This is a genomic window from Kitasatospora phosalacinea (assembly GCF_000716545.1).
Lineage (GTDB): Bacteria > Actinomycetota > Actinomycetes > Streptomycetales > Streptomycetaceae > Kitasatospora > Kitasatospora phosalacinea.
The window spans coordinates 39,552-52,602 of the sequence record NZ_JNWZ01000038.1 but is presented as its reverse complement, the minus strand read 5'-3'; the positions used below and the strand labels follow the sequence as shown (position 1 = coordinate 52,602).

The following is a 13,051-nucleotide window of genomic DNA, read 5'->3' as shown; positions in this document are numbered from 1 at the left end:
TGTCCGTGGGGGCACGGGTGAGGGCGTGTCAGGTGGTGATGTCACCGGATTTGAGGCCGGTGAGGAAGGTCTGCCAAGTGGTGGTGGGGAAGAGCAGGGCCGGGCCTTCGGGGTCCTTGCTGTCGCGGACCGGGACGATGCCGGCGGTGGTGGCGAAGGTGTGGGAAGCCTCGACGCACTGGCCGCCGTTCTCGTCGCTGTAGCTGCTCTTGGACCACGAGGCGGAGGCCAGGTCGAGCTGGGGGAGCATGTTCAACAGTCCTTCCATGATGCTGCGGATCAGGCGGGCGGAGTCGGGTGCTGACAGGGCGTTGGCTCGGAGTCGATCATATCGCCGGGCCAGGCGGGTGATCTCGGCGTTGTCGCTGATGAAGTGGCCCCTGTTGAGGCTCTGCGAGTAGACGCACTCCTGGCCGCCCGGCAGCGTGACCAGGGTCAGTGACACGCTGGAGGGCGTGTGCTCGCCCATGTCGAACGGGGCGATCTGGAGCAGGATGTTCGGGTGGCGCGCCACCTCCAGCAGCCGCTCCAACTGCCGGGCCATCACTGCGGGGCCGCCGACCACGGTACGGATCGCCGCCTCGTGCAGGACGACGATCAGCAGCGGCCCGTCCTCGTCCAGTTCGAAGAACCGGCGCTGCCGGTCCATGCGCGCCGCCACGCGTTCGTCGATCAGTTGCTCGTCGCCCGCCGCATCGCCCTGGGCGAGCAGCGCCCTGGCGTACTCCGGAGTCTGCAACAAGCCGGTGACGCGCGAGACTTGGTAGTCACGGAGCATGGTCGCCCGCGCCTCCATCTCCGCGAAGCGCCGGAACCAGTCGGGGTATTCGACGCCTTGGCGCCACGGCACGCGTTCCCAGATCCGCAGCAGCAGTCCGTCCGCGTCCAGCAACTTGTCGCAGGCCCGGACGAAGTCCTGCTGGGGGACCCGTTCGGCTGCTTCGATGCGGCTGATCAACGAGCGGTCACAGTGGGCCAGGTTGGCCAGGTCGCCCTGGGAGAGACCGGCCCTCTCGCGGGCCCGGACGAGTTCGGAGGCGAAGAAGTCCGGCGAGCAGAACGCCGATCCGTGTGTGCCCTTGCGACGTTCCACCGTGCGGCTCCCCGGGTGACACCGGTTCTTGTCAAGAACTGACCCCTCGTCACGGTACTACCGCCGGTCGATGCTTGATGACGGAAAGCGACAACCGGTGAGAGCGGGGCAAGTGGTGGAAACGACGGTGAGCGGGCACGCCGAGCGGGCGGCGGCCAGGGGGCACGCCCGGGAGTTGTACGCGTTGACGGGGGAGCGGCCCTCGGTGACGTGGACGCGGGGCGGGGCGGTCAAGGTCTCGGTGCGGGTGCGGGGTCGGCACGACGAGACGCTGGCGCGGGCCGTGCTGGACGTGCTGGGGCGGGGGGACCGGTTCGGGCACCGGAAGACGGAGCGCCGGGCGTACCTGTGGCTGGAGGTCGGCGGGGCGCCGACGGTGGGCGAGGAGTGGCGATGAGCGTGGTCGAGTTCTACCCCGCCGGTGTGTTCGGGCTGCACTGGGAGGCGACGCGGGTGGACGGGGAGGGCGAGGTGCGCGGCCTGGTGCTGGCCGAGTCGGGCCGGGACGGGGTGGCGATCGCGCACGTGGACCAGCCGAACGCCGTGGTGTTCGCGACCCGGGCCGAGTTCGCGCGGCTGCGGGAACTGCTGCTGGGCGGGGAGTTCGACCACCTCCTGCCGACGGGGTCGCCGGACCGCCGGGACGGGTGTGAGGTGGGGCAGGATGGACGGCATGAGCGTAGTGAAGATCAACGTGCTGACGGTTCCCGCTGAGCAGCGGGAGGTGCTGGAGCAGCGGTTCGCCTCGCGGGCCGGTGCGGTGGAGGGCTCGGACGGGTTCGAGTGGTTCGAGCTGCTGCGGCCGGTGGAGGGAACGGACCAGTACCTGGTGTACACGCGGTGGCGCGACGAGGAGTCGTTCAAGGCGTGGATGGAGGGCCCGATGAAGGCCGCGCACCAGGGCGGGGGTGACCGTCCGCGACCGGCGGCCAGTGGGTCGGAGGTGTGGTCGTTCGAGGTCGTGCAGCAGACCGGCCCGAAGGCGTGACGAGGTAGCGCAGCACGAGGGCCGGTCCCGGTCGGACCGGCCCTCCGTCGGGGTGCCGCTGCGGCCGCGATCGCTACCGGTACCGCTCGGGCGGCGCCTCAACTCGTAGGCCCGGTGCCCTCCGGTAGGCAGGCCACCACGAAGGCGACGGTCTCCTCCGGCGTCTCGAACTGCGCGAGCACCTCGTGCCCGTCCCGCACCGCGCAGGTCCGCTCGTAGTGCGGCCAGATCATCGGCCCGACCCTTTCCGGATGCCAGTTCGGAATGGTGCTGGTGGAGAACCAGAGGTTGTCGTGGCTGGTCACCGGCATCAGTCGGCGGAGCACCGGTTGGGCGTACGCCGCCACCAGCAGCGCGTGCACGCGCGGGAAGCCGTTCATCGGCCAGGTGTGGACGCCGTCGAGCCTGCGGCACCACTCCAACTCGACGGCACCGAGCGGCTCCCGCTCGTGCGCGAGCGCCCAGGGGCGGAACTCGATGAACGGGGCCCGCTCCTTGGTCTCCTCGAGCCCCGCTCCATCGGCCCAGGCCGCCACCGCCCTGACCATCTCGGCCGGATCGGCGGTCATCCCGGCGGCCAGGCGGAGGTGGCCGCTCCGCAGGTACACCCAGAAGGTCCGACGCTGCTCGTCGACCGGAAACACACTCGCCCGCCGGTCCAGCCCTGCGGCGACGTACGCGCCCCGGTCGTCCTGCTCGGGCAGGACGACCCCGAGGCCCTCCGCCACCCGCGGCAACCTCTCCCCGAACACCGTGCAGCCCTCGCCGGCCCACACCTCGGAACGCATCCCGCCAGTATGCCGCCGGGCGCGTCGACGGCACCGGTCGATCGGGCACCGTGCCGTGCTAGCGGAAGGCGGCGCGGCGGGTGGCGCGGCGCAGGGTGCGCAGCAGGGGGCCGCCGACGGTGAGGCAGAGGACGGCGGTGAGGGCGGCGCGGGAGAGGTCCCAGCCGAGGGAGGTGGTGAGGCAGTAGAGGACGAAGCGGGCGAGGTTGGCGGGGAGCGGGTCGCCGGGGACGAAGGAGATCGACAGGCCCAGGCCGCCGATGTACGGCCAGCCCTGGAGGTTCATCACGGTGCCGTAGCCGACGGAGGCGAGGACGCCGTAGGCGGCGAGCACGAGCAGTTCGGGGCGGCCGCGCAGGCGGGCGGCGCCCGGGAGGAGGCCGGCGCCGAGGCAGACCCAGCCCATGGTGAGCATCTGGAACGGCAGCCAGGGGCCGACGCCGCCGGTGAGCAGGGCGGAGGAGAACATGGTGAGCGCGCCCAGCACGAAGCCGAAGCCGGGGCCGAGGGCGCGGCCGGCCAGCACCATCAGGAAGAACATCGGCTCCAGGCCCGCGGTGCCCGCGCCCAGCGGACGCAGCGCGGCGCCGGCCGCGGCGAGGACGCCGAGCATGGCGACGGCCTTGGCGTCCAGGCCGGGGGCGCCGGTGGCGTCGCGGTTCTCGGAGAGCTGGGCGAGCAGGACGGCCAGCAGCAGCGGCATCAGCAGGGCGAACAGCCAGGGCGCGTCGGCGGAGTGGCCGACCAGGTCGGAGGTGCGGGCGGCGAGCAGCGGCCAGCCGAAGGAGGCGGCGCCGACCGCGGAGACCAGGACGAGCAGGAGGGCGGAGCGGCGGCCGAGCGGGACGGGGCGGTCGAGGGGGGCGGCGGGCTTCATCGCGGCGGCTCCGCGGCGGGCGCGGCGGGCTGGTCGAGGGCCGCGAGGGCGGCGGCGGCCTCGGGGACGGTGAGGTGGGGCGGGAGGATCTTCGCGGTCTGCGGGGCGAAGGTGGGCGAGGCGAGGACGACTTCGGGGGTGGGGCCGTCGGCGACGATCTCGCCCTCGGCCAGCACGGCGGTGCGGTGGGCGAGTTCGGCGGCGAGTTCGACGTCGTGGGTGGCGAGCAGGACGGCGTGGCCCCGGGCGGCGAGGTCGCGCAGGACGGTGACCAGGCGGGCCTTGGCCGCGTAGTCGAGGCCCCGGGTGGGCTCGTCGAGCAGCAGGACGGGCGGGCGGGCGGTCAGGACGACGGCCAGGGCGAGGGTGAGGCGCTGGCCCTCGGAGAGGTCGCGGGGGTGGCGGTCGTCGGCGACGCCGGGCAGCAGGGTGGCCAGCAGGTCGCGGCAGGTGCCCGGGGCGGCGCCGGCGTCCCGGTCGGCCGCGGCGCACTCCTCGGCGACGGTCTCCGCGTACAGCAGGTCGCGCGGGTCCTGCGGGACGAGCCCGACGGAGCGGATCAGCTCCTTGGGGCGGGTCTTGTGCGGGGTGCGGCCGTCGACCCGGACGGTGCCGGAGGCGGGGGCGTGCAGGCCGACCAGGGTGCCGAGCAGGGTGGACTTGCCGGCGCCGTTGCGCCCCATCAGGGCGGTGATCTGCCCCGGCAGGAGGGTGAGTTCGACCCCGCGCAGGGCCGGGACGGCCCCCCGGGAGACCACCAGGCGGCTCACGGTGGCGACCGGTTCGGCGGGGGAGGCCGGGGCGGGCGGCAACCGCGGTGCGGGCGGCGGGAGCTGCTCGCGCAGCGGCGCCGCTCGGCGGCGGGCGTCGCGGACGGTGAGCGGCAGCGGCGTCCAGCCCGCCAGCAGCCCGAGCTCGACCACCGGCGGCCGGACCGGGGAGCGGGCCATCAGCGCGGCCGGGTCGCCGAGGACGGGCGGCTCGCCCGGGCCGGTCAGCAGCAGCACCTGGTCGGCGTACTGGACGACGCGCTCCAGGCGGTGCTCGGACAGCAGCACGGTGGTGCCCAGGTCGTGCACCAGGCGTTGCAGGACGGCCAGCACCTCCTCGGCGGCGCCCGGGTCGAGCGCCGAGGTCGGCTCGTCCAGCACCAGCACCTTCGGGTGGACGGTCAGCACCGAGCCGATCGCTACCCGCTGGCGCTGCCCGCCGGACAGCGAGGACAGCGCCCGGCCGCGCAGCTCGGCCAGGCCCAGCAGGTCGAGCATCTCCTCGACCCGGCGGCGCATCACCGCCGGGGCCAGGCCCATCGACTCCATGCCGTAGGCGAGTTCCTCCTCGACGGTGTCGGTGACGAAGTGCGCGGCCGGGTCCTGCCCGACGGTGCCGACCACGTCCGCGAGGTCGCGCGGCCGGTGCGTGCGGGTGTCCCGTCCGGCCACCGTGACCCGGCCGGTCAGGGTGCCGCCGGTGAAGTGCGGCACCAGGCCGCAGACGGTGCCGAGGAGAGTGGACTTGCCGGAGCCGGACGGGCCGACCAGCAGGCACAACTCGCCTTCCGGGATGGTCAGTTCGACACCGGACAGGGCCGGTGCGGGCGCGTCGGCGTACTGCACGCCGACCTGTTCGAAAGTGATCACCGGGTGCTCCGGGGCGGCTCGGGGGTGACGAAGGCGGGCAGCAGGCCGAGCAGCGCGGCCAGTGCGGGCAGCAGCGGCAGGGTCGGCGCGGTCGGCGGGACGACGCCCGGGGTCAGCGCCCCCGGCCAGCGGCCCGAGTACCAGATCAGCGCGGCCGCGACCAGCGCGCCCGAGGCGGCCGTCAGCCACTCCGGCAGCGCCCACGGGTCGGGCCGGTAGCGGGTGCGCACCGAGCGGCGACCGCCCAGCACCAGGCCCGCACCGGCCGCGGCGGCGCCCGCCAGCAGCACCGGCGGTGCCCACGGGTGACTGCCCGCGGCGAGCAGCCCGTACGTCGCCGCGCACACCGCCAGCAGCCCCAGCAGGGTCAGTGCCCCCGCCGTGCGCACCACCCGGCGCGGGACGGCGGCCGTCCGGCCGAAACCCCGGGTGTCCATCGCCGCCGCCAGCGCCACCGAACGCTCCAGCGCGCCCTCCAGCACCGGCAGTCCGACCGACAGCACCGCCCGCACCCCCCGGTCCGAACGCCCGCGCAGCCGACGGGCCGCGCGCAGCCGCCGCACGTCCGCGACCAGGTTCGGCGCGAAGGTCAGCGCCACCACCGCCGCGACCCCCGCCTCGTACAGCGCGCCCGGCAGCGAACGCAGCAGCCGCGACGGCGAGGCCAGCGCGTTCGCCGCGCCCACGCACGCCAGCAGCGCCGCCAGCCGCAACCCCTCGTACAGTGCGAACAGCACCCCCTCCAGCGTCACCGCACCACCCAGCCGGACGCCCTGCGCCCAGGCGGGCAACGGGACTTGGGGCAGCGTGAACAGGACGTGGGTGCCGCCGACGGGGGAGCCCAGCAGCACCGCGAACACCATCCGGGCGGCCAGCACCAGCAGGCCCAGCCGCAGGAACGCCGCGTACGAGCGCGACCAGGGCGCGTCGCCGCGCCGGGCCGCGACCACGAAACCCGCCACCGCCAGGATCAGCAGCAGGAGCAGCGGATTGGTGGTCCGGCTGGCCGCCGCGGCCAGGCCCAGCGACCACAGCCACCACGCCCCCGGGTGCAGCTGCCGCGGCAGCGACCGGCTGTGCACGGCAGCCGAACGGCCCTGCGGGGGACGGGAGTCGGCTGTCCGGCGGTAGGAGGTGGACATGCTCAGCGCGCGCGGCGGCGACGGGCCTGCCAGACCGCGCCCGCGCCCAGCAGCAGCACCGCGCCGGCACCGGCGAACAGGCCCACGCTCGGGCCGCCGTCACCGCCGTCACCGCTCGGACCGCCTTGCGCGGCCGAGGTGTCCGCGCCCGCCGCGACCTGGTCGCCGCAGCCCGCGCGCGGGTAGCCGGTGATCGCGCACAGCATCGCGCCGGAGTCGTAGCGCAGCGGGGCGGCGACCGCGGCCAGCACCTCGGCGGAGTTCGCCGAGGCCGGCACCGAGGCGCACACCGAGCGGGCGGCGGGCGGCTGTTCGCCGTTCGGGGCGTCCTGCGCGGTGCCGAAGTCCAGCACCACGGCGACCCGCTTGTGGCCGCCGCCGGGTGCGGTGCCCTGGCAGACCGACGCGAAGTCGGGCGCCGGGCCGGGCCGCGGCGCGTCCTGGCCGCCGTCCGGGCTCAGCGCGAACCGCCAGCCGTCCACCGCCCCGTCCGCCGGCACGTTCCCGGCCGGACCGACCTGCTGGTAGGCCCAGCCGTCGGCGCCGCCCTTCCAGAAGGACCAGTAGCGGTACTCGGTGGCGGCGGAGCTGACGGCGGCCGGGCCGAGGAGCGTCGCGCACGCGGTGAGGAGGGCGAGGAGGAGCGGGAAGACGAAGGAGGGGCCGGAGGGAGAAGGGGAGGGGGAGGGGCGGCGGGAGGGGCCGGGGGCGGGGCCGGTCATCGGGTCTGCTCCGGCTGGTCGTCCGAGGACGAGGCCGGGGCCGGGGCCGCGTCCGGGGCGGGGGCCTCGGTGCCGGGGGCGGCGGGGACCGCCTTCTGGCGGCGGCGGTTGAGGCTGAGCAGGACGACCACGACGACGCCGACGGCGAGGGCGAGGCCGATCAGCCAGCCGGCCGAGAAACCGCTGTTCTCGTCGGGCTCGGTGATGGCCGCGCCGGGGGCGCGGGTGGCCTGCGGGTCGCCGGCGGCGGGGGCCGACTTCGGGGCGGGGCCGGAGTCGATCAGCAACTGCACCAGGTTGGCGCCGCCGAAGTTGTACGGGTCGAGCTTGGCGGCGCGGGCGGTCAGCACCAGGGTGGCGGTGGCGGCCGGGTTGGTGCCGTCCTTGCCCTGGGCGGCCCACGGGTAGGCGTTGCCGGCCAGCCAGTCGGCGGCGCTGGCGGCCTCGGCGGGGTGGCCGGAGGCGACCAGGCCGAGGACCGTCCAGGCGGTGGAGTCGTAGGCGGGGGTGGCGGTGTCCGCGCCGGGGGTCTTGGCCACCAGGTGCTGGCCGTCGGCGGCGAGGCGGGCGGTCAGCCAGGCGGCGTCGGCCTCGGCGGAGTCGGCGTGCGCGACCGGCCCGGCCGCCTGGCCGCCGTCGCAGGGGAACGCCTTGGGCGGGGCGTCCTTGCGGTCGGTGGTGGTGACCGGGAGGTGTCCGCCGGCGGCGGCGAGCAGGGCCTGCGCGGAGGCGAGGGTGTCGGCGGCGGCCGGGACGCCCTCGGCGGGCTGGTAGAGGAAGGCGCCGCGCTGGTCGGCGGCGGTGGCGCAGCCCAGCTGGAAGGAGGCCAGGCCGTCCCAGCCGGTGCGGCCGCCGGCGGAGACCCGCGCCGGGTCGAGGCCGGCCGCGAGCAGGCCGTTCAGCACCACGGCGGTGGAGTTGGCGTCGCCGGGCGCGCCCGGGTTGTACGCCCAGCTGCCGTCCGGGTTCTGGTGGGCGCGCAGCCAGTCGGCGGCGCGGGTGACGGGCTGCTGGTGGCCGCCGAGCTCGGTGAGCGCCTGGACGGCCATCGAGGTGGCGTTGGTGTCCTCGGTGGCGGGGGCGCACGGGGTGCCCTCGGCCCGGTACGAGGGCCAGCCGCCGTCCTCGCACTGCTGGCCGAGCAGCCACTGCACGGCGGCCTCGGCCGGTTCGACCTGCTGCTGGTGGAGCGCGATCAGCGCCAGCGACTGCCGCCACACCCCGTCGTACTGCGGGTCGCCCTTGCCGTACAGCCCGGCGGGCACGCCCGAGGACGGGGACGGCGAGGCGGAGGCGGTGGTGGAGGCCGAAGGGGAAACCGAGGGGGAGGCGGTGTCGGCGAGCGCGGGCGCGGTGGCGGCGCCGGCGAGCAGGGCGCCGGCGAGCGCGGCGGCGCCCAGGCGGGCAGCGGTCGGCATGGGGGGTGAAGCCTTTCGGTGAGCGGTCGCAGCGGGCCGGGGCACACCCCGGTTTCGCCCGTAGACCCACGACGGAGGAGGGCCGCTCGCCTCCGGCCGGGCAGTCCGACTGCGCCGCGCCCCGGCGGTGCGGGGGCGGCTCACGGTTGCGGGTCAGCGCCGGAATCGCACCGGCTTCCCCCGGCCTCGGAGGCGGATGTGAAGTTGTCGCGGGCCGGACGGGCCGACCGCGCCCCCTGACTCTAGCCCTCGGTCGGCACCGCACCGGAGGCAGGTGGTGGAACCGGTTGCAGTTCCGACGGTTCGTCGGCCCCCGCCCGGGCGGGGGCCAGCAGTCGGGCGGCGGTGTGCAGGTCGGCCCGGACCTCGGCCAGCGAGGCCCGCCCGGACAGCCACGCCAGCAGGGTGGCGTGCCAGGTGTGGCCGACCACCCGCAGCGCCGCCTGCTGGTCGGCGGTGGGCGGGCCGGGCAGCCGGGCGGCGGTCAGCACGATGGCGCCGGTGGCCTGGGTGACCTCGTCCACCTCGGAGCCCACCGAGCGGTCCGCGAAGGACAGCGCCCGCACCATGGCCTCCGCCAGCCGGGGTTCGCGCTGCAGCGCGTGGAAGGCGGCGGTGAGCGCCCCGGCGACCCGGGCCGCCGGGTCCGCGCCGGCCGGCGGATGGCGCCGGACCTGCTCGTGCAGGCGCTCCAACTGCTCGCGCATCACCGCCACCAGCAGGTGCACCTTGGACGGGAAGTACCGGTACAGGGTGCCGAGCGCGACGTGCGCGTCCTCCGCGACCTCGCGCATCTGCACCGCCTCGTACCCGCCCCGGGCGGCCAGCGCGGTGGCCGCGCGCAGGATGCCCCGGCGGCGCTCGGCCTGGCGGGGCGTCAGCGGCCCGTCGGCGGCGGTGGCGGTCACGGGCACTCCAGGAGCGGGGCGGCGGGCGGCGGGAACGGCGTGGTGCGAATCACCCGCCGGGGCTCCTGACGACAAGCTACGGGCCGGTAATCTTCGAGGTCCCTCGTTGTTCACTTTCTCCAACGACGAGCCCGCACCGCTGTGAAACGTGATCTACTTTACCGGTCGGCGGCCGCTTCCGTCGCCGGTCCCGGTGAGCACCGAAGAAGGGGACTGGGGATGACCGCTGTGTCGCCGCCGCCGCTGCGGATCGCCCTGCTGTCGTACCGCGGCGACCCGTTCTGCGGCGGCCAGGGCGTGTACGTGCGCCACCTGTCGCGGGAACTGGCCCGGCTCGGCCACCACGTCGACGTGATCGGCGCCCAGCCGTACCCGGTGCTCGACGAGGTCGACGGCCCCGGCTCGGTCCGCCTGGTCGAACTGCCCGGCCTCGACCTGTACCGCGCCGACGACCCGTTCCGCACCCCCGCCCCCGGCGAGTTCCGCGGCCCGGTCGACCTGCTGGAGTACGCGGTGATGCGCACCGGCGGCTTCCCCGAGCCGCTGACCTTCTCGCTGCGCGCCCGCGCCTTCCTGGCCCGGCACCGGGGCCGCTACGACGTCGTGCACGACAACCAGACGCTCGGCTACGGCCTGCTCGGCCTGGACCGGCACGGCTTCCCGCTGGTCACCACCGTCCACCACCCCGTCACCGTGGACCGGCGGCTGGAGATCGACGCCGCCCGCACCCGGCTGGAGCGGCTCGGCAAGCGCCGTTGGTACGCCTTCACCCGGATGCAGCGCCGGGTCGCAGCCCGGCTGGCGCACGTCATCACCGTCTCGGAGAGCTCCAGGGCCGAGATCGCCGAGCACCTCGGCACCGCGCCCGGCGCCGTCTCGGTCGTCCCGATCGGCGCCGACACCCGGCTGTGGTCGCCGTCCGCCGCCACCGCCCGCGTCCCGGGCCGGATCGTCACCACCTCCAGCGCCGACGTCCCGCTCAAGGGCCTGGTGCACCTGGTCGAGGCGCTCGCCAAGGTCCGCACCGAGCGCGACGCGCACCTGGTGGTGGTCGGCAAGCCGCAGAAGGAGGACGGGCCGGTCACCGCGGCGGTGCGCCGCTTCGGCCTGGAGGGGCACATCGAGTTCCGCACCGGCCTGAGCGACGCCGAACTCGTCGACCTGTACCGCTCCGCCGAAGCCGCCTGCGTCCCCTCGCTGTACGAGGGCTTCTCGCTGCCCGCCGCCGAGGCGATGGCCACCGCCACCCCGCTGGTCGCCACCACCGGCGGCGCCATCCCCGAGGTCGCCGGGCCCGACGGCGTCACCTGCCTCGCGGTGCCGCCCGGCGACGCGGGCGCGCTGGCCGCCGCGCTCGGCCGGCTGCTGGACGACCCCGCCCTGCGCGAGCGGCTCGGCGCCGCCGGCCGCGAGCGCGTCCTGGCCCGGTTCACCTGGGCCCGGGCCGCCGAACTCACCGTCGAGCGCTACCGGGCCGCGATCGCCACCGGCACCGGCGCCGCCGCCCGCTCCGGCCCCGGCTGGCGCTACGTCGGCTGAGCCCGTACCGGCTGACGCCGCGTCGGCTGACGCCCTGCCGGCCGATGACCTGTCAACCTCTCGGTACCACCCCCTTCGTGAATGGGAGCCCCGCAGTGCTGACCGTCGACTTCTCCCGCTTCCCGCTCGCCCCCGGCGACCGGGTGCTCGACCTGGGCTGCGGCGGCGGCCGGCACGCGTTCGAGTGCTACCGGCGCGGTGCCAACGTGGTCGCCCTCGACCGGAACGCCGAGGAGATCGCCGAGGTCCGCAAGTGGTTCGCCGCCATGGAGCAGGCCGGTGAGGCCCCCGCCGGGGCCAGTGCCACCGCGATGGAGGGCGACGCGCTGAACCTGCCCTTCGAGGACGGCACCTTCGACAAGATCATCATCTCCGAGGTGATGGAGCACATCCCCGACGACGAGGGCGTCCTCGCCGAGATGGTCCGCGTCCTCAAGCCCGGCGGACTGCTCGCCGTCACCGTGCCCCGCTACCTGCCCGAGAAGATCTGCTGGGCGCTGTCCGACGAGTACCACGAGGTCGAGGGCGGCCACATCCGGATCTACAAGGGCGACGAACTCGTCGGGAAGGTCCGCGCGGCCGGGCTCACCCCGTACGGCACCCACCACGCGCACGCCCTGCACGCCCCCTACTGGTGGATCAAGTGCGCGGTCGGCGTCGACAACGACAAGGCGCTGCCGGTGCGCGCCTACCACCGGCTGCTGGTCTGGGACATCGTCGGCACCCCCGTCGTCTCCACCCTCACCAGGGCCGCCGAGAAGGCCCTCAACCCCGTCCTCGGCAAGTCCTTCGTGGTCTACGCCAGCAAGCCGCACGAGCCCGGAGCCGTCGCGTGACGGCCGCCGTCCCCGCCGCCCTGCTGCTCGACGGCGTCCTGGACGCCGCGCAGGCCGCCGACACCGTCCGCTCGATCCTCGCCCACCAGCAGCCCGACGGCGCCGTCCCCTGGTTCCACGGCGGCCACCTCGACCCCTGGGACCACACCGAGGCCGCCATGGCGCTCGACACCGCCGGCGAACACGCCGCCGCCGAAGCCGCCTACGGCTGGCTCGCCGACCGGCAGAACCCCGACGGCTCCTGGTACGCCGCCTACGCCTACGGGCAGCCCGGCACGGCCGACGGCACCGCCACCGACCTCGCCCGCGAGACCAACTTCTGCGCGTACGTCGCCGTCGGCGCCTGGCACCACCACCTGGCCACCGGCGACGACGGCTTCCTCGAACGGATCTGGCCCACCGTCAGCCGCGCCCTCGACCACACCGTCGGGCTCAGCCTCCCCGGCGGCGCCATCGCCTGGCGCCAGGACCAGGACGGCACCGCCGCCACCGACGCGCTGCTCACCGGCTCCTGCTCGATCCTGCACGCGCTGCGCTGCGGGCTGGCCGTCGCCGACCACCTCGACCGGCCGCAACCCGACTGGGAACTCGCCGCCGGCCGCCTCCAGCACGCCATCGCCCGCCACCCCGAGCGGTTCCTCGACAAGGGCCGCTACTCCATGGACTGGTACTACCCCGTCCTCGGCACCGCCCTGCGCGGCGAGGACGCCGCCCGGCGGCTCGCCGCCGACTGGGACCGCTTCGTCGTCCCCGGCCTCGGCGTGCGCTGCGTCAGCGACCGCCCCTGGGTCACCGGCGGCGAGAGCGCCGAACTCGCCCTCGCCCTGTGGGCCGCCGGACAGTCCGACCGGGCCGTCGAGATCCTCCGCTGGATCCAGCACCTGCGGCACGAGGACGGCTCCTACTGGACCGGCTACGTCTACGAGGACCGCGCGATCTGGCCCGAGGAGCGCACCACCTGGACCGCCGGCGCCCTGCTGCTCGCCGTCGCGGCCCTGGGCGGCGACCACGCGACGGTCAGCGTCTTCGGCGGCGAGCACCTGCCGGGCGGGCTGGCGGTCAACGACTGCTGCTAGGCGTTGCGGCGCCCCCGGGCGGCT

At 75.5% G+C, this 13,051-nt stretch carries 14 protein-coding genes; 6 read left to right on the top strand and 8 right to left on the bottom strand.

Going from position 1 to position 13,051, the window contains the following annotated elements; all coding sequences use genetic code 11:
• Positions 1–28: 28 nt before the first annotated feature.
• A complete protein-coding gene (locus OO48_RS34485) occupies positions 29–1,093 on the bottom strand; it encodes a helix-turn-helix domain-containing protein (RefSeq protein ID WP_051732346.1) in 1,065 nt (354 codons plus the stop codon).
• Positions 1,094–1,220: 127 nt separating this feature from the next.
• On the opposite strand from OO48_RS34485, the gene OO48_RS20105 reads away from it, so the two are divergent.
• Genes OO48_RS20105 through OO48_RS20095 form a run of 3 tightly spaced genes read left to right on the top strand, consistent with a single transcriptional unit; the run spans position 1,221 to position 2,081 of the window.
• Positions 1,221–1,490, top strand: coding sequence for a hypothetical protein (locus OO48_RS20105; RefSeq protein WP_157845495.1), 270 nt, complete (start codon positions 1,221–1,223; stop codon positions 1,488–1,490).
• Positions 1,487–1,807 (top strand): hypothetical protein, encoded by a 321-nt coding sequence (locus OO48_RS20100; RefSeq protein ID WP_033218210.1) that lies wholly within the window; start codon positions 1,487–1,489, stop codon positions 1,805–1,807. Before OO48_RS20105 ends, OO48_RS20100 begins: the two co-directional genes overlap by 4 nt.
• Positions 1,767–2,081 carry an antibiotic biosynthesis monooxygenase family protein gene (locus tag OO48_RS20095; RefSeq protein WP_033218208.1) on the top strand — a complete coding sequence of 105 codons (315 nt, stop codon included), beginning with the start codon at positions 1,767–1,769 and terminating at the stop codon, positions 2,079–2,081. Before OO48_RS20100 ends, OO48_RS20095 begins: the two co-directional genes overlap by 41 nt.
• A gap of 98 nt (positions 2,082–2,179) precedes the next feature.
• Here the strand turns inward: OO48_RS20095 and OO48_RS35260 are convergent, their stop codons facing one another.
• From OO48_RS35260 to OO48_RS20060, 7 genes are all read right to left on the bottom strand, one after another.
• Positions 2,180–2,869, bottom strand: a complete 690-nt coding sequence (locus tag OO48_RS35260; RefSeq protein ID WP_051732345.1) for a DUF6193 family natural product biosynthesis protein — start codon at positions 2,867–2,869, stop codon at positions 2,180–2,182.
• A gap of 58 nt (positions 2,870–2,927) precedes the next feature.
• On the bottom strand, positions 2,928–3,746 hold the full coding sequence (locus tag OO48_RS20085; protein WP_033218206.1) for an ECF transporter S component: 819 nt from the start codon (positions 3,744–3,746) through the stop codon (positions 2,928–2,930).
• Positions 3,743–5,386: an ABC transporter ATP-binding protein gene (locus OO48_RS20080; protein ID WP_033218204.1), complete on the bottom strand. Its 1,644-nt coding sequence runs from the start codon at positions 5,384–5,386 to the stop codon at positions 3,743–3,745. Before OO48_RS20080 ends, OO48_RS20085 begins: the two co-directional genes overlap by 4 nt.
• Positions 5,383–6,528, bottom strand: a complete 1,146-nt coding sequence (locus OO48_RS20075) for an energy-coupling factor transporter transmembrane component T (RefSeq protein ID WP_245194722.1) — start codon at positions 6,526–6,528, stop codon at positions 5,383–5,385. The genes OO48_RS20080 and OO48_RS20075 overlap by 4 nt, the downstream gene beginning before the upstream one ends.
• 2 nt (positions 6,529–6,530) lie before the next feature.
• Positions 6,531–7,250 (bottom strand): SCO2322 family protein, encoded by a 720-nt coding sequence (locus OO48_RS20070; RefSeq protein ID WP_033218200.1) that lies wholly within the window; start codon positions 7,248–7,250, stop codon positions 6,531–6,533.
• Entirely contained in the window at positions 7,247–8,668 is a 1,422-nt protein-coding gene (locus OO48_RS20065; protein ID WP_051732344.1) for an SCO2321 family membrane protein, read from the bottom strand. The genes OO48_RS20070 and OO48_RS20065 overlap by 4 nt, the downstream gene beginning before the upstream one ends.
• A 242-nt stretch (positions 8,669–8,910) precedes the next feature.
• Positions 8,911–9,576, bottom strand: a complete 666-nt coding sequence (locus OO48_RS20060) for a TetR family transcriptional regulator (RefSeq protein WP_245194721.1) — start codon at positions 9,574–9,576, stop codon at positions 8,911–8,913.
• A gap of 219 nt (positions 9,577–9,795) precedes the next feature.
• Here OO48_RS20060 and OO48_RS20055 point away from each other — a divergent pair, with 219 nt between their 5' ends.
• The 3 genes from OO48_RS20055 to OO48_RS20045 all read left to right on the top strand — a co-directional run bounded on the left by OO48_RS20055 (position 9,796) and on the right by OO48_RS20045 (position 13,027).
• A complete protein-coding gene (locus OO48_RS20055) occupies positions 9,796–11,115 on the top strand; it encodes a glycosyltransferase family 4 protein (protein ID WP_033218197.1) in 1,320 nt (439 codons plus the stop codon).
• Positions 11,116–11,210: 95 nt separating this feature from the next.
• The gene (locus OO48_RS20050) at positions 11,211–11,951 is read left to right on the top strand and encodes a class I SAM-dependent methyltransferase (RefSeq protein ID WP_033218195.1); all 741 of its coding nucleotides are present in this window, start codon (positions 11,211–11,213) and stop codon (positions 11,949–11,951) included.
• A complete protein-coding gene (locus OO48_RS20045; protein ID WP_081952243.1) occupies positions 11,948–13,027 on the top strand; it encodes a prenyltransferase/squalene oxidase repeat-containing protein in 1,080 nt (359 codons plus the stop codon). Before OO48_RS20050 ends, OO48_RS20045 begins: the two co-directional genes overlap by 4 nt.
• The last annotated feature ends 24 nt before the right edge of the window (positions 13,028–13,051 follow it).

Excerpts from the sequence above, each read along its gene's own strand:
- OO48_RS20065 (WP_051732344.1), bottom strand. The coding sequence starts at position 8,668 with ATGCCGACCGCTGCCCGCCTGGGCGCCGCCGCGCTCGCCGGCGCCCTG.
- OO48_RS20055 (WP_033218197.1), top strand. The coding sequence starts at position 9,796 with ATGACCGCTGTGTCGCCGCCGCCGCTGCGGATCGCCCTGCTGTCGTAC.
- OO48_RS35260 (WP_051732345.1), bottom strand. The coding sequence starts at position 2,869 with ATGCGTTCCGAGGTGTGGGCCGGCGAGGGCTGCACGGTGTTCGGGGAG.
- OO48_RS20075 (WP_245194722.1), bottom strand. The coding sequence starts at position 6,528 with ATGTCCACCTCCTACCGCCGGACAGCCGACTCCCGTCCCCCGCAGGGC.
- OO48_RS20095 (WP_033218208.1), top strand. The coding sequence starts at position 1,767 with ATGAGCGTAGTGAAGATCAACGTGCTGACGGTTCCCGCTGAGCAGCGG.
- OO48_RS20070 (WP_033218200.1), bottom strand. The coding sequence starts at position 7,250 with ATGACCGGCCCCGCCCCCGGCCCCTCCCGCCGCCCCTCCCCCTCCCCT.
- OO48_RS20100 (WP_033218210.1), top strand. The coding sequence starts at position 1,487 with ATGAGCGTGGTCGAGTTCTACCCCGCCGGTGTGTTCGGGCTGCACTGG.
- OO48_RS20085 (WP_033218206.1), bottom strand. The coding sequence starts at position 3,746 with ATGAAGCCCGCCGCCCCCCTCGACCGCCCCGTCCCGCTCGGCCGCCGC.